Origin of the sequence: Aeromonas sp. Y293-4, from assembly GCF_027705905.1 — a bacterium.
Classification (GTDB): Bacteria; Pseudomonadota; Gammaproteobacteria; order Enterobacterales; family Aeromonadaceae; genus Aeromonas; species Aeromonas veronii.
In genome coordinates, this window is the sequence record NZ_JAPDCI010000010.1 from 49,056 (window position 1) to 69,502 (window position 20,447).

At 63.1% G+C, this 20,447-nt stretch carries 19 protein-coding genes; 3 read left to right on the forward strand and 16 right to left on the reverse strand.

What is annotated here, in order from left to right:
* Positions 1-52 precede the first annotated feature (52 nt).
* The 12 genes from nirD to argS form a co-directional block, all read right to left on the reverse strand.
* Positions 53-370 (reverse strand): nitrite reductase small subunit NirD, encoded by a 318-nt coding sequence (nirD, locus tag OKC31_RS12600; RefSeq protein ID WP_247824155.1) that lies wholly within the window; start codon positions 368-370, stop codon positions 53-55.
* Positions 370-2,916, reverse strand: a complete 2,547-nt coding sequence (gene nirB, locus OKC31_RS12605; protein ID WP_247823666.1) for a nitrite reductase large subunit NirB — start codon at positions 2,914-2,916, stop codon at positions 370-372. Before nirB ends, nirD begins: the two co-directional genes overlap by 1 nt.
* Positions 2,917-3,210: 294 nt before the next feature.
* Entirely contained in the window at positions 3,211-4,299 is a 1,089-nt protein-coding gene (locus OKC31_RS12610) for an ABC transporter permease (RefSeq protein WP_005355575.1), read from the reverse strand.
* Positions 4,300-4,302: 3 nt separating this feature from the next.
* The gene (locus tag OKC31_RS12615) at positions 4,303-5,412 is read right to left on the reverse strand and encodes an ABC transporter permease (protein WP_124245095.1); all 1,110 of its coding nucleotides are present in this window, start codon (positions 5,410-5,412) and stop codon (positions 4,303-4,305) included.
* Positions 5,409-7,178, reverse strand: a complete 1,770-nt coding sequence (locus OKC31_RS12620) for an ATP-binding cassette domain-containing protein (protein ID WP_247823665.1) — start codon at positions 7,176-7,178, stop codon at positions 5,409-5,411. The genes OKC31_RS12615 and OKC31_RS12620 overlap by 4 nt, the downstream gene beginning before the upstream one ends.
* Positions 7,175-8,143 carry a secretion protein HlyD gene (hlyD, locus tag OKC31_RS12625; RefSeq protein ID WP_247823664.1) on the reverse strand — a complete coding sequence of 323 codons (969 nt, stop codon included), beginning with the start codon at positions 8,141-8,143 and terminating at the stop codon, positions 7,175-7,177. The genes OKC31_RS12620 and hlyD overlap by 4 nt, the downstream gene beginning before the upstream one ends.
* The gene (locus OKC31_RS12630; protein WP_247823663.1) at positions 8,140-8,781 is read right to left on the reverse strand and encodes a TetR/AcrR family transcriptional regulator; all 642 of its coding nucleotides are present in this window, start codon (positions 8,779-8,781) and stop codon (positions 8,140-8,142) included. The genes hlyD and OKC31_RS12630 overlap by 4 nt, the downstream gene beginning before the upstream one ends.
* A gap of 258 nt (positions 8,782-9,039) precedes the next feature.
* A complete protein-coding gene (gene hslU / locus OKC31_RS12635) occupies positions 9,040-10,368 on the reverse strand; it encodes an HslU--HslV peptidase ATPase subunit (protein WP_042059467.1) in 1,329 nt (442 codons plus the stop codon).
* Positions 10,369-10,434: 66 nt separating this feature from the next.
* Complete coding sequence (gene hslV / locus OKC31_RS12640) at positions 10,435-10,968, reverse strand: ATP-dependent protease subunit HslV (protein WP_005340772.1); 534 nt, start codon at positions 10,966-10,968, stop codon at positions 10,435-10,437.
* 186 nt (positions 10,969-11,154) lie between these two features.
* The gene (locus OKC31_RS21685) at positions 11,155-11,349 is read right to left on the reverse strand and encodes a DUF1737 domain-containing protein (RefSeq protein ID WP_083243790.1); all 195 of its coding nucleotides are present in this window, start codon (positions 11,347-11,349) and stop codon (positions 11,155-11,157) included.
* A 29-nt stretch (positions 11,350-11,378) separates the two neighbouring features.
* Positions 11,379-12,224, reverse strand: a complete 846-nt coding sequence (locus tag OKC31_RS12645) for an SPOR domain-containing protein (RefSeq protein ID WP_005340771.1) — start codon at positions 12,222-12,224, stop codon at positions 11,379-11,381.
* Between the two features lie 3 nt (positions 12,225-12,227).
* Positions 12,228-13,973, reverse strand: coding sequence for an arginine--tRNA ligase (gene argS, locus OKC31_RS12650; RefSeq protein ID WP_005355547.1), 1,746 nt, complete (start codon positions 13,971-13,973; stop codon positions 12,228-12,230).
* Positions 13,974-14,283: 310 nt separating this feature from the next.
* On the opposite strand from argS, the gene OKC31_RS12655 reads away from it, so the two are divergent.
* From OKC31_RS12655 to OKC31_RS12665, 3 genes are all read left to right on the forward strand, one after another.
* Entirely contained in the window at positions 14,284-14,850 is a 567-nt protein-coding gene (locus OKC31_RS12655; RefSeq protein WP_270657060.1) for an LON peptidase substrate-binding domain-containing protein, read from the forward strand.
* A 140-nt stretch (positions 14,851-14,990) separates the two neighbouring features.
* Positions 14,991-15,560, forward strand: a complete 570-nt coding sequence (locus tag OKC31_RS12660) for a sigma-70 family RNA polymerase sigma factor (protein ID WP_005355542.1) — start codon at positions 14,991-14,993, stop codon at positions 15,558-15,560.
* On the forward strand, positions 15,553-16,248 hold the full coding sequence (locus OKC31_RS12665) for a ChrR family anti-sigma-E factor (RefSeq protein ID WP_247823662.1): 696 nt from the start codon (positions 15,553-15,555) through the stop codon (positions 16,246-16,248). The genes OKC31_RS12660 and OKC31_RS12665 overlap by 8 nt, the downstream gene beginning before the upstream one ends.
* A gap of 66 nt (positions 16,249-16,314) precedes the next feature.
* Here OKC31_RS12665 and bacA read toward each other — a convergent pair whose 3' ends face one another.
* The 4 genes from bacA to OKC31_RS12685 form a co-directional block, all read right to left on the reverse strand.
* A complete protein-coding gene (gene bacA / locus OKC31_RS12670; RefSeq protein WP_005355537.1) occupies positions 16,315-17,130 on the reverse strand; it encodes an undecaprenyl-diphosphate phosphatase in 816 nt (271 codons plus the stop codon).
* Positions 17,131-17,244: 114 nt separating this feature from the next.
* Positions 17,245-18,234, reverse strand: a complete 990-nt coding sequence (gene galM / locus OKC31_RS12675; RefSeq protein WP_270657061.1) for a galactose-1-epimerase — start codon at positions 18,232-18,234, stop codon at positions 17,245-17,247.
* Positions 18,231-19,379: a galactokinase gene (gene galK, locus OKC31_RS12680; RefSeq protein ID WP_270657062.1), complete on the reverse strand. Its 1,149-nt coding sequence runs from the start codon at positions 19,377-19,379 to the stop codon at positions 18,231-18,233. Before galK ends, galM begins: the two co-directional genes overlap by 4 nt.
* The gene (locus OKC31_RS12685; protein WP_270657071.1) at positions 19,376-20,434 is read right to left on the reverse strand and encodes a UDP-glucose--hexose-1-phosphate uridylyltransferase; all 1,059 of its coding nucleotides are present in this window, start codon (positions 20,432-20,434) and stop codon (positions 19,376-19,378) included. Before OKC31_RS12685 ends, galK begins: the two co-directional genes overlap by 4 nt.
* Between the last annotated feature and the right edge of the window lie 13 nt (positions 20,435-20,447).

Here is a 20,447-nt window from a genome sequence, read left to right on the forward strand (position 1 = left end):
GAGTCCTTGAAAGGGCTGCTCTCTGGCAGCCCGAAAGAGAGTGAATTTGGCTTTAGACGGCGACCCAGACCTGCTGGTCGTGTACTTCAACGGGGTAGCTTTGAACCGACATCGCAGGGTTGTCGAAACAGTGGCCATCGCTCAGGCGAAAGCGCTGCTTCTTGAGCGGGCTGGCGACCCAGAGCTCGCCGTCGTGTTCGCAGATCAGGCCCCGCGACAGCACGTTGGCGGCGAAGAAGGGGTCCCGGTTGTCGATGGCGAACACCTCGGCGGCCGCGCTCGGGCGGAACAGGGCGATCTGGCGACCTTCAATGAGTGCGCAGACGCCGGTTCCCGGCAGGATGTCGTTGAGTTGGCAGGCAAGTTTCATCATTTGGTTTCCACCTCGATCTGGTAGACGGGGATGCGCTCGGCTGGGGTCGCCGGTCGATGCTGGTTGCGCTCGGCGACGAACTGAACGTCCGGATCGCGCTTGTCGCTGTTGATGAAGTGGCTGAAGCGTTTGAGCGCTTCCTCTTCGTTGAGGGTGCGCGACCATTCGCATTCGTAGCTGTCGATGAGGGTCTGGATATCGCGCTCCAGCGTCTCGGCCAGCCCCAGCTTGTCGTCGACGATCACTTCGCGCAGGTAGTCGACGCCCCCTTCCAGATTGCCAAGCCAGACCGAGGTGCGCTGCAGTTTGTCGGCGCTGGTGACGTAGAACATCATAAAGCGGTCGATCAGCTTGATGAGGGTCTCGCGGTCGAGGTCAGACGCCAGCAGGTCGGCGTGGCGCGGCTTCATGCCGCCGTTGCCGCCCACATAGAGGTTCCAGCCCGCGTCGGTGGCGATGATGCCGACATCCTTACCTTGGGCTTCCGCACATTCGCGGGTACAGCCGGAGACGCCGAACTTCATCTTGTGCGGGGTGCGAATCCCCTTGTAGCGGTTCTCGAGGAAGACCCCGAGGCCAACGCTGTCCTGCACGCCGAAGCGGCACCAGGTGCTGCCGACACAGGTCTTGGCCATGCGCAGCGCCTTGGCGTAGGCCTGACCTGTCTCGAATCCGGCTGCCAGCAGCTTGCGCCAGATGGCGGGCAGGTCATCCTTCTGAGCCCCGAACAGACCGATGCGCTGGGCGCCGGTGATCTTGGTGTAGAGCTTGTAGTCGCGGGCGACTTCGGCCACCGCCAGCAGCCCTTCCGGAGTCACTTCGCCACCGGCCATGCGCGGGATGACGGAGTAGCTGCCGTCCTTCTGCATGTTGCCGAGGAAGATGTCGTTGGTGTCCTGCAACGGGATGTTGCGCGGGCTCAGCACATGCTCGTTCCAGCAGGAGGCGAGGATGGAGCCGACGGTCGGTTTGCACACCTCGCAGCCATAGCCCTGACCGTGTTTGGCCAGCAGTTCGTCGAAGCTCTTGATCCCCTCCACCTTGACCAGATGGAACAGCTCCTGACGGGAGTGGGGGAAGTGGGCGCAGAGGTGGTTGTTGACCTCGATACCCTGCTTCACCAGCTCGGCGTTGAGCACCTGACTGATGAGCGGCACACAGCCGCCGCAGCCGGTGCCGGCCTTGGTGTGCTGTTTGATGGCGGCCAGCGTGGTGTGACCTTCAGCTACCGCCTTGGCGATGTCGCCCTTGGAGACGTCGAAGCAGGAGCAGATCTGGGCGCTCTCCGGCAGGGCATCCACCCCCAGCGTCGGTTTGGCTCCGGCGTAGGCGGGCAGGATCAGGGTGTCCGGGTGGCTCGGCAGCGGCAGGGCGTTGAGCATCATTTGCAGCAGGTTGCCGTAATCTTCCACGTCACCCACCAGCACGGCGCCGAGCAATCGGCTGTTGTCCTCGCTCACCACGATCTTCTTGTAGACGCCGGCCTGATCGTCCTGAAACACATAGCTGTGGCTGCCCGGGGTGCGGCCGTGGGCATCACCGATGGAGCCGACGGAGACGCCGAGCAGCTTGAGCTTGGCGCTCATGTCCGCCCCCTCGAAGCGGCTGTCGCCGCCGAGCAAATGGTCGACGGTGATCTGGGCCATCTTGTAGCCCGGCGCCACCAGCCCGAAGAAGCGACCCTGCCAGGCGGCGCACTCGCCGATGGCGTAGATGTCGGGGTCGGAGGTGAGGCAGTGATCGTCGATGACGATGCCGCCGCGCTCGGCGATGGCGAGATCACCGTAACGGCCGAGGGTATCTTGCGGGCGGATGCCGGTGGAGAAGACCACCACGTCCACTTCCAGCTGACTGCCGTCGGCAAAGGCGAGGCGGTGTTTCGCCTGCTCACCGCCATGCATCAGGATCTCGCTGGTGCTCTTGCTGGTGTGTACCTGCACGCCCATGGATTCAATCTTGCGGCGCAGCAGCTGGCCGCCCTGACCGTCGAGCTGCTCGGCCATCAGCACAGGAGCAAACTCCACCACGTGGGTTTCGAGCCCCAGCGCCTTGAGGGCGCCGGCGGCTTCCAGGCCAAGCAGGCCTCCCCCGATCACCACCCCGCTCTTGCCGCTCCTGGCGGCGCTGCGGATGGCTTTCAGATCCTCGATGGTGCGATAGACGAAGCACTCGTGGTGCTGACTGCCCGCAATGGGCGGCACCCAGGGGTAGGAGCCGGTGGCCAGCACCAGCTTGTCGTACCCGACCACAGTGCCCTTGTTGGAGTGCACTTCGCGGTTGGCCCTGTCGATTTTTTTCACCGCTTCGCCGAGCAGCAGGCGGATGCCGTGCTTGTCGTAGAAGCCGGGTTTGACGAGGGAGAGATCTTCGCTGGTGTGATGGGAGAAGTAGGAGGAGAGATGGACGCGATCGTAGGCGGGACGGGGTTCTGCACCGAAGACGGTGATCTCGTAGCGGCCCGGCTCGGCCCGCTCGATCAACTCTTCGATGAAGCGGTGCCCCACCATGCCGTTGCCCACAACGACCAGTCTGACTTTGCTCATGATTGCCTCTAGTTTGGAGTAATAAAACATCATTCTGGGGCTAGGCTACCCAGTCAGTCGGGGCGGGCAATTGATGCAAATCAAGTGTCTATTTATATATCTCGTCAGGGGTAATTCGATAAAATTCAAAGATATACAAAAATAGGTATACCAGTTGATGATTTCTGGGGTGGCTCGGGGTGAGGGGTGGTGGAGGGAAAGCCCGGTTTACCCACGGCCGGGGAGTGAAAACTTCTGGCGGAAAAGGCCGGCCTCGCACTGGCGAGACCGGCATCAGCTGAGCTAGGCTGCGCGTCAGGCGATATGGCGGCGGAACATGGCGAGCGCCAGCGACAGGGTGACGCCGGCGATGGCGAGCAGCGGCCAGAGCAGGGGCCAGGCGGCCGACCAGTCAAACCCCTTGAGGAAGACCCCCTTGAGCAGCACGATGAAGTGGGTGAGGGGGTCGATGGCCGCCAGCCACTGGAACACCTGCGGCATGTTCTCCACCGGCGAGATGTAGCCCGAGAGGATCACCGCCGGTACGGTGAAGGAGAAGACTCCGAGAAAGGCCTGCTGCTGGGTCGAGCAGAACGACGAGATGAAGAGCCCGATCCCGGCCAGTGCCAGCCCGTAGCAGACCATGCCCGCCATCAGCAGGCTGAGGCTGCCGGCAAAGGGGAGGTGGAAGACAAAACGGGCGGCCAGCGCGACTATGCACCCTTGTCCCACTGCCACCATGATGCCGGGCACCGCCTTGCCCGCCATGATCCAGCCTGCGGTGAGGGGGGAGACCAGCAGCTGATCGAAGGTGCCCTCCTCCCGCTCCCGCGCGACCGAGAGGGCGGTAACGATAAGACAGCCGGTGGTGGTGATGATGGCCACCAGCGCTGGCAGGATATGCCAGTGGAACTCGACGTTGGGGTTGTAGAGGTTGCGTACCGCCAGCTCGGGTTGCCCCTTGCCCTCACTTTGCCAGCGGGCGATCACCTGACTGATGTAGCCAGCCGCCACCTGACCGCCGTTGGAGCGACGGCCATCGATAATCAGCTGCACCTTGGCCGGTTCGCCCCGCGCCAGCCGGCGCGAGAAATCCCCCGGAATAATCAGCCCGAGCAGTGCCTGCTGCCCGGTGATGGCCTCGGTCATGCCCGCCTCGCCCTGCACCGGGATGATGGTGGTAAAGGCGGGCATATGGGTGAGGCGCTCCAGCAGCTCGCGGCTCTGGGCACCGCCATCCTGGTTGTAGATGGCCAGCGTGTTGCCGGTCACCTCCAGAGTGGCGGCGAACGGGAAGAGGGCGGTTTGCAGCAGCACCGGCATGATGAGCAGAAAGCGCCCCTGGGTATTGCCCATCAGGGCCTGCAGCTCTTTTCGGATCAGCCACCAGAGTCGGATCAGCATGGGTTACTCCAGAGTGCGCCGCGTCTTGCGGGCGGTCAGGGCCAGCCAGAAACCGGCCAGCAGCAGCAGACAGAAACCGTTGACCAGCAGGATCGAGAAGACACTGCCCGCCTGATAGAGGGTCTGCAGGGAGCTCGCGAAGTAGCGGGCCGGAATGAGGTGAGTGATGGCCCGCAGCAGCGGCGGCATGCTGGCGATCTCGAACACGAAGCCCGACAGCATCACGGCGGGCAGAAAAGCGGCGATCAGCGCCGCCTGCGCGGCGTTGAACTGGCTGCGCATCACGGTGGAGAGAAACAGCCCGAGTCCGAGGGCGCTGCCGAGAAAGACGCTGGTGACCAGAAAGAGCAGCAGCAGGGAGCCGCGCCACGGCACGCCCATTACCGCCACCGAGAAGAGCAGGCAGAGCAGCATGGCGATGATGCCGAGGCCATAGTAGGGCAGCAGTTTGGAGAGCAGCAGCTCCCCTTTGGTGACCGGGGTGGCGAGCAGCGCCTCCATGGTGCCGCGCTCCCACTCCCGCGCCACCACCAGCGAGGTGAGCAGGGCGCCTATGATGGTCATCACCACCGCAATGGAGCCCGGTACCAGAAAGTTGCGGCTCACCAGCGCCGGATTGAACCAGGCGCGGCTCTCTATCGACACCGGCATGGCGACCCCCTCGCCAGCGAGCCACCCCTGCCAGATCCCCTGCACATAGTTGGTGACGAAGTTGGCAGTGTTGGGCTCGGAGCCGTCGGTCAGCAGCAGCGCCTGCGGCGTACCATTGCCCTGACCGGCCATGGCGCGGGAGAAGCCGTCATCGATCACCAGCAGGCCGCGGATCTCGCCACGGGCCAGACTGGCGAGCAGGGACGCCTTGCTCGGGCCGCTGTGGATCTCCAGTGCGGTAGAGCCGCGCAGGGCCTGTTCCAGCCGCACCGCCGGGGCGCCGCTATCGGTACGCCAGATGCCGAGACGCAGATGGTCCACATCCAGATTGATGGCGTAACCCATCACTACCAGCAGTACCACCGGCATGATGAAGGCGATGAGGATGCTGCTCGGGTCACGGACGATTTGCAGCGTCTCCTTGCGGCAGAGGGCCAGCAGTCGCCGACGGTTGATGCTCATGCGTCCTCCTCGCTGGCCCGCTCGACCAGGGTGATAAAGGCCTCTTCCATGGTCGGCAAGGAACCGGTTGGCAGAGAAGTCGCCGCCTCTTTGGCGGCCAGCCCCTTGAGGTCGTCCGGGGTGCCGAGGGCCAGCAGCTTGCCGCGATAGATGAGGGCGATGCGGTCGCAATACTCCGCCTCGTCCATAAAGTGGGTGGTGACCAGCACGGTAACGCCGTGGTCGGCCAGCGCGTTGATGTGCGACCAGAACTCGCGCCGGGTCACTGGATCGACCCCGGAGGTGGGCTCGTCGAGAAACAGCAGCGGCGGCTCGTGCAGCAGGGCGCAGGCCAGCGACAAGCGCTGGCGCAGGCCGAGCGGCAGGGATTCCGCCTTCTGATCGAGCCAGGGGGTGAGGGCAAAAGCGGTCACCATGGCGTCGATCCGCGTCTGCTGGTGGCGGCCGAACAAACCGTAGATACCGGCGAAGAAGGAGAGGTTCTGCGCCACGGTGAGCTGCTTGTAGAGGGAGAACTTCTGCGCCATGTAGCCGAGACGCTGGCGCGCCGCCGAGGGGCTGTGAGCCAGATCGATGCCGGTCACCAGCGCCTGCCCCTCGCTCGGGCGCAGCAGGCCGCACTCCATCTTGAAGGTGGTGGACTTGCCCGCCCCGTTGGGGCCGAGCAGGCCGAAGATCTCGCCGCGGCGCACCGCAAAGCTGACATCATCGGTGGCGGCAAAATCGCCGAAGCGCTTGGTGAGGTGGCGCGCCTCGATCACCGCTTCGGGGGAGACTCCCTGCGGCAGTTCGGCTTCCCGCATCCCGGCCGCCAGACTCGACTCTCCGCCGGGGCCGCCGCCGAGCAGGTCGATAAAGGCATCCTCCAGCCGGGGCTGGGCCGGTTGAAAGGCGCCATTAGCTCGTTGCAGATAATCCAGTTGCAGCTCCGCCAGCAGTGGGGGCGTCATGCCCGGGTGCAGCAGCAGGCGAACCCGTTCCCCCGCCACCGCGCCGTCCATCACCGCCGGGTGAGCCAGTGCCCGGCGCAGCAGGGCGCGTCGCTCGCGGCCATCCAGTTGCCCCGCCTCCAGCAGCCAGCAGCGGCTGGCCATGGCCCCCATCAGATCGGCCGGCGTGCCGCTGGTGCGCACCTCGCCATCCGCCATCAGCAGCACGTGGTCGCACAGCTCCGCCTCGTCGAGATAGGCGGTACTCCAGAGCACCGTCATCCCTCCCTTGGCCAGCTCGCGTACCATCTGCCAGAGGGCGCGGCGGGAGATGGGATCTACCCCGACCCCGGGTTCGTCGAGCAGCAGCACATCCGGGGTGCCGAGCAGGGCGCAGGCCAGCCCGAGCTTCTGCTTCATCCCGCCAGAGAGTTTGCCTGCCGGTCGTGCTGTGAAGCGGGCAAGATCGGTGAAGGCGAGCAGCCGCGCGAAGGTAGGCGTGCGTTCGGGCTCCAGTACGCCGCGCAAGTCAGCGTAGAGGGTGAGGTTCTCCAGCACGCTGAGATCCTCGTAGAGGCCGAACTGTTGGGGCATGTAGCCGAGGCGCTGACGCAACAGGTCTCCCTCGCTCACCGGATCCAGCCCCAGCACCCGGATGGTGCCCGCTTCGGGGATCAGCAGACCGGCCAGCAGGCGCAGCAAAGTGCTCTTGCCCGCGCCGTCGGGGCCAACCAGCCCGGTGATGCCGCCGGCCGGAATGGTGGCCGAGATGGCGTTGAGGGCGACCCGCTCGCCAAAGCGTTTGGTGAGCCCCTCGAGGGAGATGGCGCTGTTCATGGCGCCAGCCTGACGGTGACCGGCATCCCTTGGCGCAGGGCTTGGTCGGGATCCTGCACTACGATGCGCAGTCGGTAGACGAGGTGAGTGCGCAGGTCTGGCGTCTCCACCGATTTCGGGGTGAACTCTGCGGTCGGCGAGACAAAGCCCACCACCCCGTGATAGGGCTGATCCGGCCGCGAGTCGGTGGTGAGGGTCACCCTGGCGCCGCTCGGGAAGTGGCCGAGCCAGGGCTCCTCCACATAGGCGCGCACCCAGACCGGCGCGGTCAGGGAGAGGTTGAAGGCGGTCGCTCCGCTCTGCACCATGCTGCCATTCTCGACGGCGCGGCTGATGATGATGCCGTCGCTGGGGGCGGTCAGGCTTGCATCCGCCAGCGCCAGTTCGGCACTGGCGAGCGCCGCTTTGGCCCCTTCCAGCTGGGCATCGGACTGGGCAATCTCTTCCGGGCGGTAGCCGGTTTCGAGCTGGGCGAGCTGTTCGCGTGCCGAGCGTACCTGCGCCCGGGTCTGATCCCGCTGGGAGCGGGCGCTGTCGAGCTGACCGCGGGAGATGGCGCCGGTGGCTGCCAGCGCGCTCTGGCGGCGCCACTGCTGGTCGGCTTCCAGCGCAGCGGCTTCGGCGGCGGCCAGTGCGGCCCGGGCGCGGCCGGTCTCTTCGCTGCGATAGCCTTTGTGGATCAAGGTGTTGGCGGCAGTGAGCGCGGCCAGATTGGCGCGGGCACTGTCGCGGCTGTGGGTGAGGGGAACCGGATCGAGGCGGGCCAGCAGTTGACCGGCTTTTACCCTATCCCCCTCATCGACCAGTACCTGAACGACGCGGCCGCCGACCCGAAAGGCCAGATTGACGTCGCGAATATCGACGTTGCCGTAGAGGATGGAGCCGTCGGCCGGGCGTCCCTGCCACCAGAGGTAGCCACCGATAACGGTTAGCAGCAGGGCCACGATTGCAATGCGTTGCTTCATACCGCTTCTCCTTCTTTCATGTCGGTGGGGCGCAGGCCGCGCAGGGCCCATACCAGCCGTTGTCTGGCGGCCTCGGGGTTGTCTATCTGGCTGAGAAAGGGGGCGGCCTGTTCGGGCAGCCAGCCGAGCTGGCGACCGCTGCCGGCGATCACCAGCGGCAGGCCGACCGACCCCATGATGAAGATCATCAGCTGGAGCGGGTGACCCGCGACCAGCGACCCTTCCGCCTGTGCCATCCGTACCTGCTCGATCAGCAGCAGGGGATGACGGCGCGGCAGGCTGAGCAGAAAGCGCTGGGCCGCCCCTTCACCCGCCAGCGCATCGCCAAACAGGTGGTTGATAAAGCCGCGCTGGCGCGCCACCAGCCCGATCAGCGCCTCCATGGTCGCCTCGAACATGGCGATGGCGGAGGGGTAGGAGCCTTTGGCTGCCACCGCCTTGAGCTCGTCATAGAGGGGGGCGTACCAGAGCTCGACCAGCTCGTCGATAAAGGTGTCACGGTTGCCGAAGTGGTAGACGAAGGAGCCGAGGTTCACCTCGGCCGCTGCCGCCAGCTCGCGCACCGTCAGGCCGCGCAGCCCCTTCTCGGTGGCGATGGCGAGGCCGGTATCGAGCAGTTTCTGCCGGGTTGGATTCATCTTTCTGGTTCCTGCTGCACAGATTTTGATCTGATTTATACGTATGTATAAATCAGCCGCCGAGAATAGGAAAGATCTTTTTTTGAGCAGATTTCAGCGGAGATGAAAAACGGCGGGCGTTGGCAAGGAGAGGTTTGGAAACGGCTTGGGATTGAACGGGTTGCCGCAGGTGTGGGCCAGAATCCGGGCAGATGACGGAGGTGGTGGAGAAATAAAAACGCCTCCGCGAAGGGAGGCGTTTTATCGGGAGGGGCGCGTTTACAGAATAAAGCGGCTCAGATCCTCGTCTTCAATCAGCTTGCCGAGGTGGGCGTTGACGTAGTCGGTGTCGATTACAAAGGTCTCGCCGGACTTCTCGGAGGCGTCATAGGAGATATCTTCCATCAGGCGCTCCATCACGGTGTGCAGACGACGGGCACCGATGTTCTCGGTACGCTCGTTGACCTGCCACGCCGCTTCGGCCAGACGGCGGATGCCATCCTTGGTGAACTCGATGTTGACCCCTTCGGTGGCCATCAGCGCCTTGTACTGATCGGTCAGGGAGGCGTTCGGTTCGGTCAGGATGCGCTCGAAGTCATCTGTGGTCAGGGCGGTCAGCTCGACGCGGATCGGCAGACGGCCCTGCAGCTCTGGGATCAGATCTGACGGCTTGGCGATCTGGAAAGCGCCGGAGGCGACAAACAGGATATGGTCGGTCTTGACCATGCCGTGCTTGGTGTTGACGGTGCAGCCCTCGACCAGCGGCAGCAGGTCGCGTTGTACCCCTTCACGGGAGACATCGGGGCCCGAGCTCTCGCCGCGCTTGCAGATCTTGTCGATCTCGTCGAGGAAGACGATGCCGTTGTTCTCAACCGCTGCGATCGCTTTCTGCTTCAGCTCTTCCGGATTGACCAGACGGGCCGCTTCCTCTTCGATCAGCGCCTTCATGGCCTCTTTGACCTTGATCTTGCGCTTCTTCTTCTGGTTCTGGCCCAGGTTCTGGAACAGTCCCTGCAGCTGGTTGGCCATCTCTTCCATGCCCGGCGGGGTCATGATTTCGACGCCCATCGGGGAGGCGGAGAGTTCCAGTTCGATCTCCTTGTCATCCAGCTGACCTTCCCGCAGTTTCTTGCGGAAGATCTGGCGGGTGTTGGAGTTGTCGGCTTTCTCTTCCTCACCCCAGGTGTTGCGCGGGTTGGGCAGCAGGGCGTCGAGGATGCGCTCTTCGGCGGCTTCCTCGGCGCGATATTTCATCTTCTCCATCTCGGTTTCGCGCACCAGCTTGATGGCGGCATCGGTCAGATCGCGGATGATGCTGTCCACTTCCTTGCCGACATAGCCCACTTCGGTGAACTTGGTCGCTTCTACCTTGATGAAGGGGGCGTTGGCCAGCTTGGCCAGACGACGGGCGATCTCGGTCTTGCCGACACCGGTCGGGCCGATCATCAGGATGTTTTTCGGGGTCACTTCATGGCGCATCTCTTCATCGAGTTGCATCCGGCGCCAGCGGTTGCGCAGGGCAACGGCAACGGCGCGCTTGGCATCGGCCTGACCAATGATGTGACGATCCAGCTCGTGGACGATTTCTCTCGGGGTCATCTCGGACATGATGGTGTTCCTGTATCCGGGGCGGGCAGTGCCCGCCCCTTGGGAAATTGGGTTTGGCTGGTGGCCTTATTTCGCCGAATAGTCCAGCACTTCGATGGTGTGGTTGCCGTTGGTGAAGACGCAGATGTCGCCCGCAATCTTGAGGGACTTCTCGACAATGGTCCTGGCATCCAGCTCGGTGTTTTCCAGCAGCGCGATGGCGGCGGACTGGGCGAAGTTGCCGCCGCTGCCGATGGCGATGAGATCGTGCTCCGGCTGCACCACGTCACCGTTGCCGGTGATGATGAAGGATTTGTGTTCGTCGGCCACGGCCAGCAGCGCTTCGAGGCGGCGCAGGGCGCGATCGGTGCGCCAATCTTTGGCCAGCGCCACGGCGGCGCGCTCCAGATTACCCTGATGGGCCTGCAGTTTTGCTTCGAAACGCTCGAGCAGGGTGAAGGCGTCGGCGGTACCGCCAGCGAAACCGGCCAGCACCTTGCCGTTGTAGAGACGATGAACCTTGCGGGCGTTGCCCTTCATGACGGTGTTGCCAAGAGAGACCTGGCCATCGCCACCGATGACGACCTGACCGTTGCGGCGAACTGAAACTATGGTAGTCACTTTACTTACCTCGCTTGAGCCGAATGACGGCCTGACTGTGCATGGCAAGAAAGATGGGGATGGCAAACGGGCTTTTCAACCCTGCCTTTGGTTGGGATAAACGGGGTAGCAAACAGCGTGGGTGCGAGTGGCACCAAAAGAACAGGGCCGGGTGTTGCCACCCGGCCCTGCTGCAAACTATCCGCATTATTTTGTTTCAGACCAGACTACCGCTTGGCACACGATCACAGTTTGGCCATTGAACGTCGCCGAGGGAGAACCATACAGCGTGTAGCCTTGAGCTAGTGCCTCGCTGACACGAAAACAAAATGTCGCGTCATCAGGCCCAGTAATTAAGCGGTAAACCGGAAGGCCATTTGGTGGCTGTTTCGAATTTGTCATGCTCTGGTTCTCCTGCTGGTGACAGTATGCTAACCCTTCTTGGGAATGCAGCCGCTGATGCCGGAGCTCTGCAGCTTGCTGTTGGCCGCGTCGGCGGCCGCCTTGCCGTTGAAGGGGCCCACCATCACCTTGTAGACGGTGCCGTTGGCGCCATTGATCACCTGCAGGCTGGAAGAGAGGCCGGCGGTGAAGGCGATACGTGCCTTGAGCGACTCTGCGGAATCCTGCGAGCGCAGGGCGGCGCACTGCATCATATAGCGACCGCTGTCGGCGGCTGCGGTCTGGGCTGGCGGAGTGGCCGCTTTGGCCTTGGCCGCTTCGGCCCGCTCCCGTTCCAGCTCGGCGCGGATCTCCCGCTCCATCCGTTCCCGTTCGGCCTTGCGGTCGATCACCTGCTCTTGCGCGCTGGCAACCGGTGCTCCGGAGGTGGAAGGGGTGGTCGCCGGATTGGGCTGATAGGGCTTGGGCTGGCCGATGGGCGTTCCCGGTTGGGGAATGTCGGTCGGCACCGGCTGTGGCAGTTTTTCCGGTTGCAGGGTCATGGTATCTGCCGGTGGTGGCGGCAGCACACCCGGCTGGGTCGGCGGCTCTATGATATCGACCTGCTTGTTCTCAAGCCGTTCGATGTAGCTCCACTTCTCCTGAGGCAGCCCGTTATTCTGCGCTTTTGGCTTGTTGGCCTTTACCTGCTCCTCAATAGTGGGGGCATCGTTGCCCTTGCCATTGATCATGTAGAGGAAGCCACCAAAGCCTGCCAGCAGTGCCACGACCAGCAGCACTGGAATAACAGGAAAGCGGCGAGGGGCCGCTTTCTTGGTATTGCGGCCACCCGCCCGACGTCGCGGGCGGCTGCCGACATAATCCCGGGTTGCCATCTATTACATGCGCTCCAGGGTATGGATGCCCAGTACGCCGAGGCCCAGTTTCAGTACCTTGGCGGTGGCGGCGCACAGCAGCAGACGGCTCTGACGGGTTGCCTCGTCCACGCCATCCTTGTTGATCGGGCAGGCTTCATAGAAGGTCATGAAGTTGCCGGACAACTCGTACAGGTAGGTACAGAGCAGGTGCGGCATGCCTTTGTCGGCCACGCCGTTGACCGCGTCGGAGAACTGGATCAGCTTCTGGGCCAGCACCTCTTCGGCCTCTTCGTTCAGGGTCACGTTGCCGGTCAGCGTTTCGGCATCGATGTTGGCCTTGCGGAAGATGGACTGGATACGGGTGTAGGCGTACTGCAGGTAAGGGGCAGTGTTGCCTTCAAAGGAGAGCATCAGATCCCAGTCGAAGATGTAGTCGGTAGTACGGTTCTTGGAGAGATCCGCATACTTGACCGCGCCCATGGCGATGGCGTTGACCACGTTGGCCTTCTCTTCGGCAGAGAGGTCGCTGTTGCGGCTCTCCAGCAGGGCGGCGGCGCGCTCTTCGGCCTCGTTCAGCAGGTCAACCAGCTTGACGGTACCACCGGAGCGGGTCTTGTAGGGACGACCATCCTTGCCCAGCATCATGCCGAAGGCGTGGTGCTCAAGCGGTACGGATTCCGGCACATAGCCCGCCTTGCGGGTGATGGTCCAGGCCTGCATCAGGTGCTGGTGCTGACGGGAGTCGATGAAGTACATGACACGGTCGGCGCCCAGGGTCTCGTAACGGTATTTGGCACAGGCGATGTCGGTGGTGGTGTAGAGGAAACCGCCATCGCTCTTCTGGATGATGACGCCCATGGCCTCGCCATCCTTGTTCTTGAACTCGTCCAGGAAGACAACGGTGGCGCCTTCGCTCTCGACCGCCAGCCCCTTGGCTTTCAGGTCGGCAACGATCTCCGGCAGCATGTCGTTGTACATGGACTCGCCCATGATGTCCTTGTTGGTCAGGGAGACATTCAGGCGGTCGTAGTTGATCTGGTTCTGCTCCATGGTCATGTCGACCAGCTTCTTCCACATGGTACGGCAGTACTCGTCGCCGCCCTGCAGCTTGACCACGTAGTTACGGGCGCGCTCGGCGAAGGCTTCGTCTTCGTCGTAGCAACGCTTGGCCTGGGTGTAGAAGGCTTCCAGATCCTTGAGCGCCATGTCGCTGGCGTGCTCGTTGGACATCTTTTCCAGATAGGCGATCAGCATCCCGAACTGGGTGCCCCAGTCGCCGATGTGGTTGGCACGGATCACTTTGTGGCCGAGGAATTCCAGCGCGCGCGCAGCCACATCACCGAGTACGGTGGAGCGGATGTGGTGCACCGCCATCTCTTTGGCCACGTTGGGGGCGGAGTAGTCCACCACCACGGTTTGTGGCGCGGGCAACCGTACGTTGGCATTGGCAGAGGTCACCATGGCCTCAACCTGACCGGCCAGCCAGCGCTGGTCGAAGAAGAAGTTGATAAAGCCGGGACCGGCGATCTCGACCTTGGCGATCAGGTCGGAGGCAGGCAGGTGCTCGATGATGGCCGCTGCCAGCTCACGGGGATTCTTGCGGGCCGGTTTGGCCAGCAGCATGGCCAGGTTGGTAGCCAGGTCGCCGTGAGCTTTTTCCTTGCATCGGTCTACTTGCACGCGGGCTTCCAGGTCCGCCGGCAGGACGCCTGCTGACTTGAGATTGGCTACCGTTTGTTCAAGTAGATGATGAATATGCTCTTTCATAACTGACCACCAAGGTTGCGCGTCGAAAAATGACTGATATATAAGGGCGTGAATTTTACCCGCATCGGCCCGAGAAAACTATAGGGATGACCCGCCGCTCGCTGTCGGGCGGATATTTCACTGCGTTTGGCGCCATATTCCAGAATATTGGGTGGAAATTACGGTGCTTATCCATTTCTACTGCATATCCAAGCGGCTTGTCCAGGCTATTTTCCCCTGATTGTTAAGGGTTTTTCCTTTCCGCTGACGGGAATGATCTCCTCCCTCTGGCCCGGCGTATCAACAGAGGTTCCCAACCGAGGAGTTTGCGATGCGACTGGCGCTGTTTCCCCTATCTGCCCACCTGCTGCCCGGCGGCATCATGCCGCTGCGGATCTTCGAACCGAGATACCAGCGGATGATTGCCGAGGCGGGGGAGTCCGGCTTTGCCCTCTGCATGGTGGATCCTCGCCAGCCCGACGCCCTGCGCAACATGCTGCCCATCGCCACCCGGGTCACCATCATCGATTTCGACCGGCTGCCGGACGGCATGCTGGGGATCACGGTGCAGGGGATGGAGCGGGTGCAGATAGAAGATCTGTGGCAGGAGCAGGATGGCCTGCGTATCGGCGAGGTGACGCCGCTGACGGCCTGGCCGCCCCGCCGGCTCCATCCCGATCAGCAACCGCTGGTTGATGCGCTGCGGGAGGTGTTTGCCGACTATCCCGACTACGCCGCCCTCTATCCCGCCCCCCGCTGGGACGATGGCAACTGGGTGGCCCAGCGCTGGCTGGAGGTGCTGCCCATCCCCCCTGAACAGAAGCAGTTGTTGCTGGCCGCTGCCGACAATCAGCCCGCCATCGCCCTGCTCAAGGGGGTACTGGTGGCCAGCCACTGATTTTTTCTGACCCGCTGATCCGCCACTGCCGCAGCGCCGTACAAGTCATCACCACAGCATGTTCGACAGCACACCAAAGGGATGGCGCAATGGCATATACTGGCCAACCACACTCGACCATACGCAGGACCTCGCCCGTGATGGATAACCCGGATGGCGACCTCAAATCTCTGCTGATCAGGGTGGCAGAGCAGGCCGACAAGGCTGCTTTTGCTCGCCTGTTCCAACACTTTGCGCCGCGCATTCGCAGCTACGGGCTGCGCCATCTCGGCAGCGAGGCCAACGCCATGGAGCTGGTGCAGGAGACCATGCTGCTGGTATGGCAGAAGGCACGCCTCTACCACCCCGAGAAGGGGGCGCCGACCACCTGGATCTACACCGTGATGCGCAACCAGTGCTTCGACATGCTGCGCCGTCGTCGCGCCAGCAAGGAGGATCTCTGTGCCGAGGAGCTGTGGCCCGTGCTGGAGTTTCAGGCCGAAGAGGAGCATCTGAGCGGCGGTGAGGATGCGGTGCTGACCCGTCAGATGGCCCACTATCTGGGCACCCTGCCGGAGCCGCAACAGCAGGTGGTACGCGGCATCTATCTGCAGGAGTTTTCCCAGCAAGAGTTGGCGGAGCGACTCGGCGTGCCGCTCGGTACCATCAAGTCCCGCCTCCGGCTGGCGTTACAGAAACTGAAAGAGCAAGTGGAGCAAGGCCATGATTAAAGCCCATCCGACCGACCCTATGCTGCGTGCCTTCGCCGCCGACGAGCTGCCTCTGCCGCTGGCGGTGGGGCTCTCCGCCCACTGTGAACTCTGCCCCGATTGTGCTGCCCGACTAAAGACATTCGAAGAGGAGCTGGCGCAGCAATATCTTGCCTCGCCAGTAGAGCCCAAGCTGGACTCCCGCGATGAAGTGGGACTGGACGCCGGATTCGACGCCATGCTGGCGGATATTCTGGCCCAGCCGCTGGCAGAGCCCCTCTCCGAGCCAACACATGACCAGCCCCGAGCCCAGCCCGGAGAGCTGGAGGTAGCCGGTCACGCCTACCGTTTGCCACGGGTGCTGGCCCGCTATCGTTCGCCCAAGTGGCGCCATATCGGGGCCATTCGTCAGCAGAGTCTGCCGCTGGACGAGATGGGGGCTCGCGCCAGCTTGCTCCATATCGAAGCGGGCGGGCGCATCCCCGAGCACACCCATCAGGGCTATGAGCTGACTCTGCTGCTGGCGGGCAATATTCAGGATGGCGATACCCTTTACAAGGCGGGAGATTTCATCTGGCGCGATGCCAGCCACTCCCACAGCCCGCATACGCCGGACGGTTGCCTCTGCTACACGGTGCAGGATGCGCCGGTGCAGTTCACCAAGGGGTTGTCGCGGCTGCTGAATGGCATCAGCCAGCACCTCTACTGAGCACTATGACGCCATAGAAAAAGGGACCAGATTGGTCCCTTTTTTCATTTGATTGCTGGTTGCCGGTCAGGCAACAAACACCAGATAGACGGCGAATGCCACGATAAAGCGGTAGATGGCGAACGGGATAAAGTCGATGCGGCGGATCAATGTCAGGAAGGTCTTGATCGCAAACATCGCCACCACGAAGGCGGTGATAAAGCCCACAGCAAACATCGGGAAGTCGGCCATCGAGAGAAAATCGCGGCTCTTGTAGAGATCAAGCCCGCTGGCCGCCACCATCATGGGCACTGCCATGATGAAAGAGAACTCGGCGGCGGCGTGACGGCTGATCCCCATCAACATGCCACCACTGATGGTGGCGCCGGAGCGGGAGAAGCCGGGCCACAGGGCCAGACACTGGAACAGACCGATGCCGAACGCCTGCTTGTAGCTGATGTCATCCAGGGTTTCTGCTGTGACGGCCGGGCGGAACTTCTCGGCGATGATGAGCAGGATGCCCCCCGCGACCAGCGCGTACATGACGGTCTGCGGACCAAACAGGTTGGCCTTGATCCAGCTGTGGATGGCCAGACCGACCACGATGGCGGGCATCATGCCGAGGATGACATGCACCAGCGACAGGGTCGCGTGATCCCGGGACGGCTTCTGGCCGAAGTGGATGCCAATCAGGCCAAACAGGCGGCGCCAGAAGACGGCGACCACGGCGAGGATGGAGCCAAGCTGGATCACCACTTCGAAAGTGGCAGCCTTGGGCCCTTCAAAGCCCAGCAGATGGCCGACGATAATCATGTGGCCGGTGGAGGAGACGGGGAGGAACTCGGTCAGCCCCTCGACGACGCCCAGAATAAAGGCGACCAGCAGGCTATAAGTGTCAGTCATCGAACAAACAATCCTTAACTTCGTTGATGTAAAACGCCCCGGGAGGGTCTCGGGGCGGCTTATCTTGCTCGATTGTGACTGCCGAGGCTATGTAAAAATCATGAAACCTTTAAGTCAGTCGCGGATAAAGCGGTAGCGGGTCTGGTGGTGATAACGCCCGCCCGGCAGCAGCCAGGGGTTGCCCAGCTCGGGGCGATTGGGGCTGTCCGGTAGCTGTTGCGCCTCAAGACAGAAGCCGTCGTGATCCAGGTGCGACTGGCCGCTGCGGTTCGGGGTATTGGCCAGCCAGTTTCCGGTGTAGAACTGTAGCGAGGGCTGGTTGGTATAGACCTCCATCGCCAGCTGCTTGTCGCCAGAGACGACCCGAGCGGCCCATTCTGATGCCGGGCCGTTGAGCACAAAGGCATGATCGTACCCCTTGGCCTGTTGCTGCTGGGGATGGCTCAGCCAATCCTGTCCGACAAGACGCTCGCGGCGCAGATCGAACGGCCCCTCCACCGGAGTGATGGCGATCGGCAAACCGCTCGGATCGGTGGGCAGGAAGTGGTCGGCATTGATGCTGATGAGGTGGTCACGGACATCGCTGCCATCGGTTTGCCTATCGAGATTGAAGTAGGCGTGGCTGGTGAGGCTGACCGGGGTCGCTGCATCTGTGCTGGCCACAAAATCGACCACCAGATCGCTCTGCTCAAGCCGATACTCCAGGGTTACCCGCAGATTGCCGGGAAAGCCCTGATCTCCCGCTCGGGATAGCAACACCAGCTTGACCCGATCCGCTTCCAGCTCCTTGATCTGCCACCGCTGGCGATGAAAGCCCGCCTGCCCGCCATGCAGGCAGTTGGGTGCCTGATTGGCATTCAGCGGCCAGTGCTGTCCGTCACGCACCAGCTCGGCACCGCCGATGCGGTTGGCAAAGCGTCCTGCCACCGCGCCCAGCCACACCTGCTGGGTGGGATAGACGTCGTCGTCACAGCCCAGCAGCACTTCACGCCGTTTGCCCACCACCGGCAGGGTGAGGGAGGTGAGGGTGGCGCCGAAGTCGAGGCCGCGCAGCCGCAGCCCCTCTTCATTTTCCAGCTCGAACGGGGTCATGGCGCTGCTCATAGCTTGCCTGCACCGGCGCTGGCAGAGCAGACGTAGCAGTCGGCCTTGAGGCCCGAGATGGCCGGATACTCCGCCTCGACGGCGGCAATCACCTCGGCCACTTTCTCCGGGCGCAGCAGGGCGACCACGCAGCCGCCGAAGCCGCCGCCGGTCATCCGCACGCCGCCATCTGTGCCGATCCTGGCCTTGATGATCTCCACCAGACCGTCGATGGCGGGCACTGTGATCTCGAAGTCATCGCGCATGGCGGCGTGCGACTCGGCCATCAGCTCGCCGAGTCGTGTCAGATCGTGGCTCGCTAGCGCATCGGCGGCCGCCAGGGTGCGGGCGTTTTCACCGACGATGTGGCGGGCACGGCGATAGCAGGTCTCATCCAGCCCGGCTTTGCCCGCTTCCAGTCCGGCCAGATCGAGGTCGCGCAGCGCCTTGACCCCGTAGTGACGGGCGGCCGCTTCGCACTGCTGGCGACGGGTGTTGTATTCGCTGTCCACCAGACCGCGACGCACGTTGGAGTTGACGATCAGCACTGCCAGATCGCTTGGCATGGGGATGAGACGGGTCTCCAGCGAGCGGCAGTCGAGCAGCAGGGCATGATCCGTTTTGCCGCTGGCGGAGATCATCTGATCCATGATGCCGCAGTTGCAGCCGACGAACTTGTTCTCCGCCTGCTGGCCGTTGAGGGCGATCTCGGCCTGGCTGATATCGAGCCCCAGCGCTTCTTTGAATGCCTGACCGATGGCTACTTCCAGCGAGGCAGAGGAGGAGAGCCCCGCCCCCTGCGGTACGTTGCCGGAGACCACCAGATCGAGGCCGCGCAGGGCATAACCGCGCTCCTGCAGATACTTCACCACGCCGCGGAAGTAGTCGCTCCAGCGTTGGCTGGGGTGGTGCTCGATGGGCTGGTCGAGGTCGAACTGGTCGCGCTGGTTGTCGTAGTCGGCGGCGATCACCTGCACTTGCCGGTCATCGCGCAGGCCGATGGCGACGCAGGTCTCGTAGTCGATGGCGCAGGGCAGCACGAAGCCGTCGTTGTAGTCGGTATGTTCACCGATGAGGTTGACGCGGCCGGGGGCGCGCACCAGCAGATCGGGCGCTTTGGCAAATTGCTCGGCAAAAACGGTGCTGACGCGTTGGCTGGGGGTCATAGGGCCTCCTCATTGGTGTGGCTGGTCTGGTTGTAGTGAACGGGGCTCAGGGCACGCAGCCGCTCGGCAGCCTGCTCGGGGGTAAGGTCACGCTGGGTTTCGGCCAGCATCTCGAAGCCCACCATAAATTTGCGCACGGTGGCGGAGCGCAGCAGGGGCGGATAGAAGTGAGCGTGCAACTGCCACGCCTCGGGGCAATCCGATTTGGGCGGGGCAAAGTGCCAGCCCATGGAGTAGGGGAAGCTGCACTCGAACAGGTTGTCGTAACGGCTGGTGAGCTCCTTGAGCGCTACCGCCAGATCCTGTTGCTGGGCCTGGGTCATATTGAGCATGGAGGGGACGTGCGCCTTGGGCAGCAGCAGGGTTTCGAACGGCCAGGCGGCCCAGAAGGGGACGACGGCCAGCCAGTGCTCGGTCTCCACCACGATGCGAGAGCGATCCGCCAGCTCCCGCTCCACATACTCCAGCAGCATGGGGCGGCCATGCTCGGCAAGCCAGTCGCGCTGGTGCTGCTCTTCACGGGCGATCTCGTTGGGCAGGAAGTCGCTGCCCCAGATCTGGCCGTGGGGGTGCGGGTTGGAGCAGCCCATGACGGCCCCTTTGTTTTCAAAGACCTGCACCCACTGCCACTGGGCTGACAGCTCGGCGACCTGATCCCTCCAGGTGGTGATCACCCCTTCGATGGCGAGCAACGGCAGCTCGGGCAGGGTCTTGCCGTGATCCGGCGAGAAGCAGATGACCCGGCTGGTGCCGCGGGCGGCTTCCAGCTTCAGCAGGGGATCGCTGGCGCTATCGGCGGCCGGGGTATCCTGCATCAGGGCGGCGAAGTCGTTGGTAAAGACAAAAGTGCCCTTGTAGTCGGGGTTGATGTCGCCAGTGACCCGGGTGTTGCCCGCGCAGAGGAAACAGTCGGGATCGTGGGCCTGTTTGGGGGCCTGACTCACCTTCTCTACCTGTCCCTGCCAGGGGCGTTTGGCCCGATGGGGGGAGACCAGCACATACTGGCCGGTCAGCGGGTTGAAGCGGCGATGGGGATGATCGACGGGGTTGAACATCATCTCTCCTGAA

Excerpts from the sequence above, each read along its gene's own strand:
- nirD (WP_247824155.1), bottom strand. The coding sequence starts at position 370 with ATGAAACTTGCCTGCCAACTCAACGACATCCTGCCGGGAACCGGCGTC.
- nirB (WP_247823666.1), bottom strand. The coding sequence starts at position 2,916 with ATGAGCAAAGTCAGACTGGTCGTTGTGGGCAACGGCATGGTGGGGCAC.
- OKC31_RS12610 (WP_005355575.1), bottom strand. The coding sequence starts at position 4,299 with ATGCTGATCCGACTCTGGTGGCTGATCCGAAAAGAGCTGCAGGCCCTG.
- OKC31_RS12615 (WP_124245095.1), bottom strand. The coding sequence starts at position 5,412 with ATGAGCATCAACCGTCGGCGACTGCTGGCCCTCTGCCGCAAGGAGACG.
- OKC31_RS12620 (WP_247823665.1), bottom strand. The coding sequence starts at position 7,178 with ATGAACAGCGCCATCTCCCTCGAGGGGCTCACCAAACGCTTTGGCGAG.
- hlyD (WP_247823664.1), bottom strand. The coding sequence starts at position 8,143 with ATGAAGCAACGCATTGCAATCGTGGCCCTGCTGCTAACCGTTATCGGT.
- OKC31_RS12630 (WP_247823663.1), bottom strand. The coding sequence starts at position 8,781 with ATGAATCCAACCCGGCAGAAACTGCTCGATACCGGCCTCGCCATCGCC.
- hslU (WP_042059467.1), bottom strand. The coding sequence starts at position 10,368 with ATGTCCGAGATGACCCCGAGAGAAATCGTCCACGAGCTGGATCGTCAC.
- OKC31_RS21685 (WP_083243790.1), bottom strand. The coding sequence starts at position 11,349 with ATGACAAATTCGAAACAGCCACCAAATGGCCTTCCGGTTTACCGCTTA.
- OKC31_RS12645 (WP_005340771.1), bottom strand. The coding sequence starts at position 12,224 with ATGGCAACCCGGGATTATGTCGGCAGCCGCCCGCGACGTCGGGCGGGT.
- argS (WP_005355547.1), bottom strand. The coding sequence starts at position 13,973 with ATGAAAGAGCATATTCATCATCTACTTGAACAAACGGTAGCCAATCTC.
- OKC31_RS12655 (WP_270657060.1), top strand. The coding sequence starts at position 14,284 with ATGCGACTGGCGCTGTTTCCCCTATCTGCCCACCTGCTGCCCGGCGGC.
- OKC31_RS12660 (WP_005355542.1), top strand. The coding sequence starts at position 14,991 with ATGGATAACCCGGATGGCGACCTCAAATCTCTGCTGATCAGGGTGGCA.
- OKC31_RS12665 (WP_247823662.1), top strand. The coding sequence starts at position 15,553 with ATGATTAAAGCCCATCCGACCGACCCTATGCTGCGTGCCTTCGCCGCC.
- bacA (WP_005355537.1), bottom strand. The coding sequence starts at position 17,130 with ATGACTGACACTTATAGCCTGCTGGTCGCCTTTATTCTGGGCGTCGTC.
- galM (WP_270657061.1), bottom strand. The coding sequence starts at position 18,234 with ATGAGCAGCGCCATGACCCCGTTCGAGCTGGAAAATGAAGAGGGGCTG.
- galK (WP_270657062.1), bottom strand. The coding sequence starts at position 19,379 with ATGACCCCCAGCCAACGCGTCAGCACCGTTTTTGCCGAGCAATTTGCC.
- OKC31_RS12685 (WP_270657071.1), bottom strand. The coding sequence starts at position 20,434 with ATGTTCAACCCCGTCGATCATCCCCATCGCCGCTTCAACCCGCTGACC.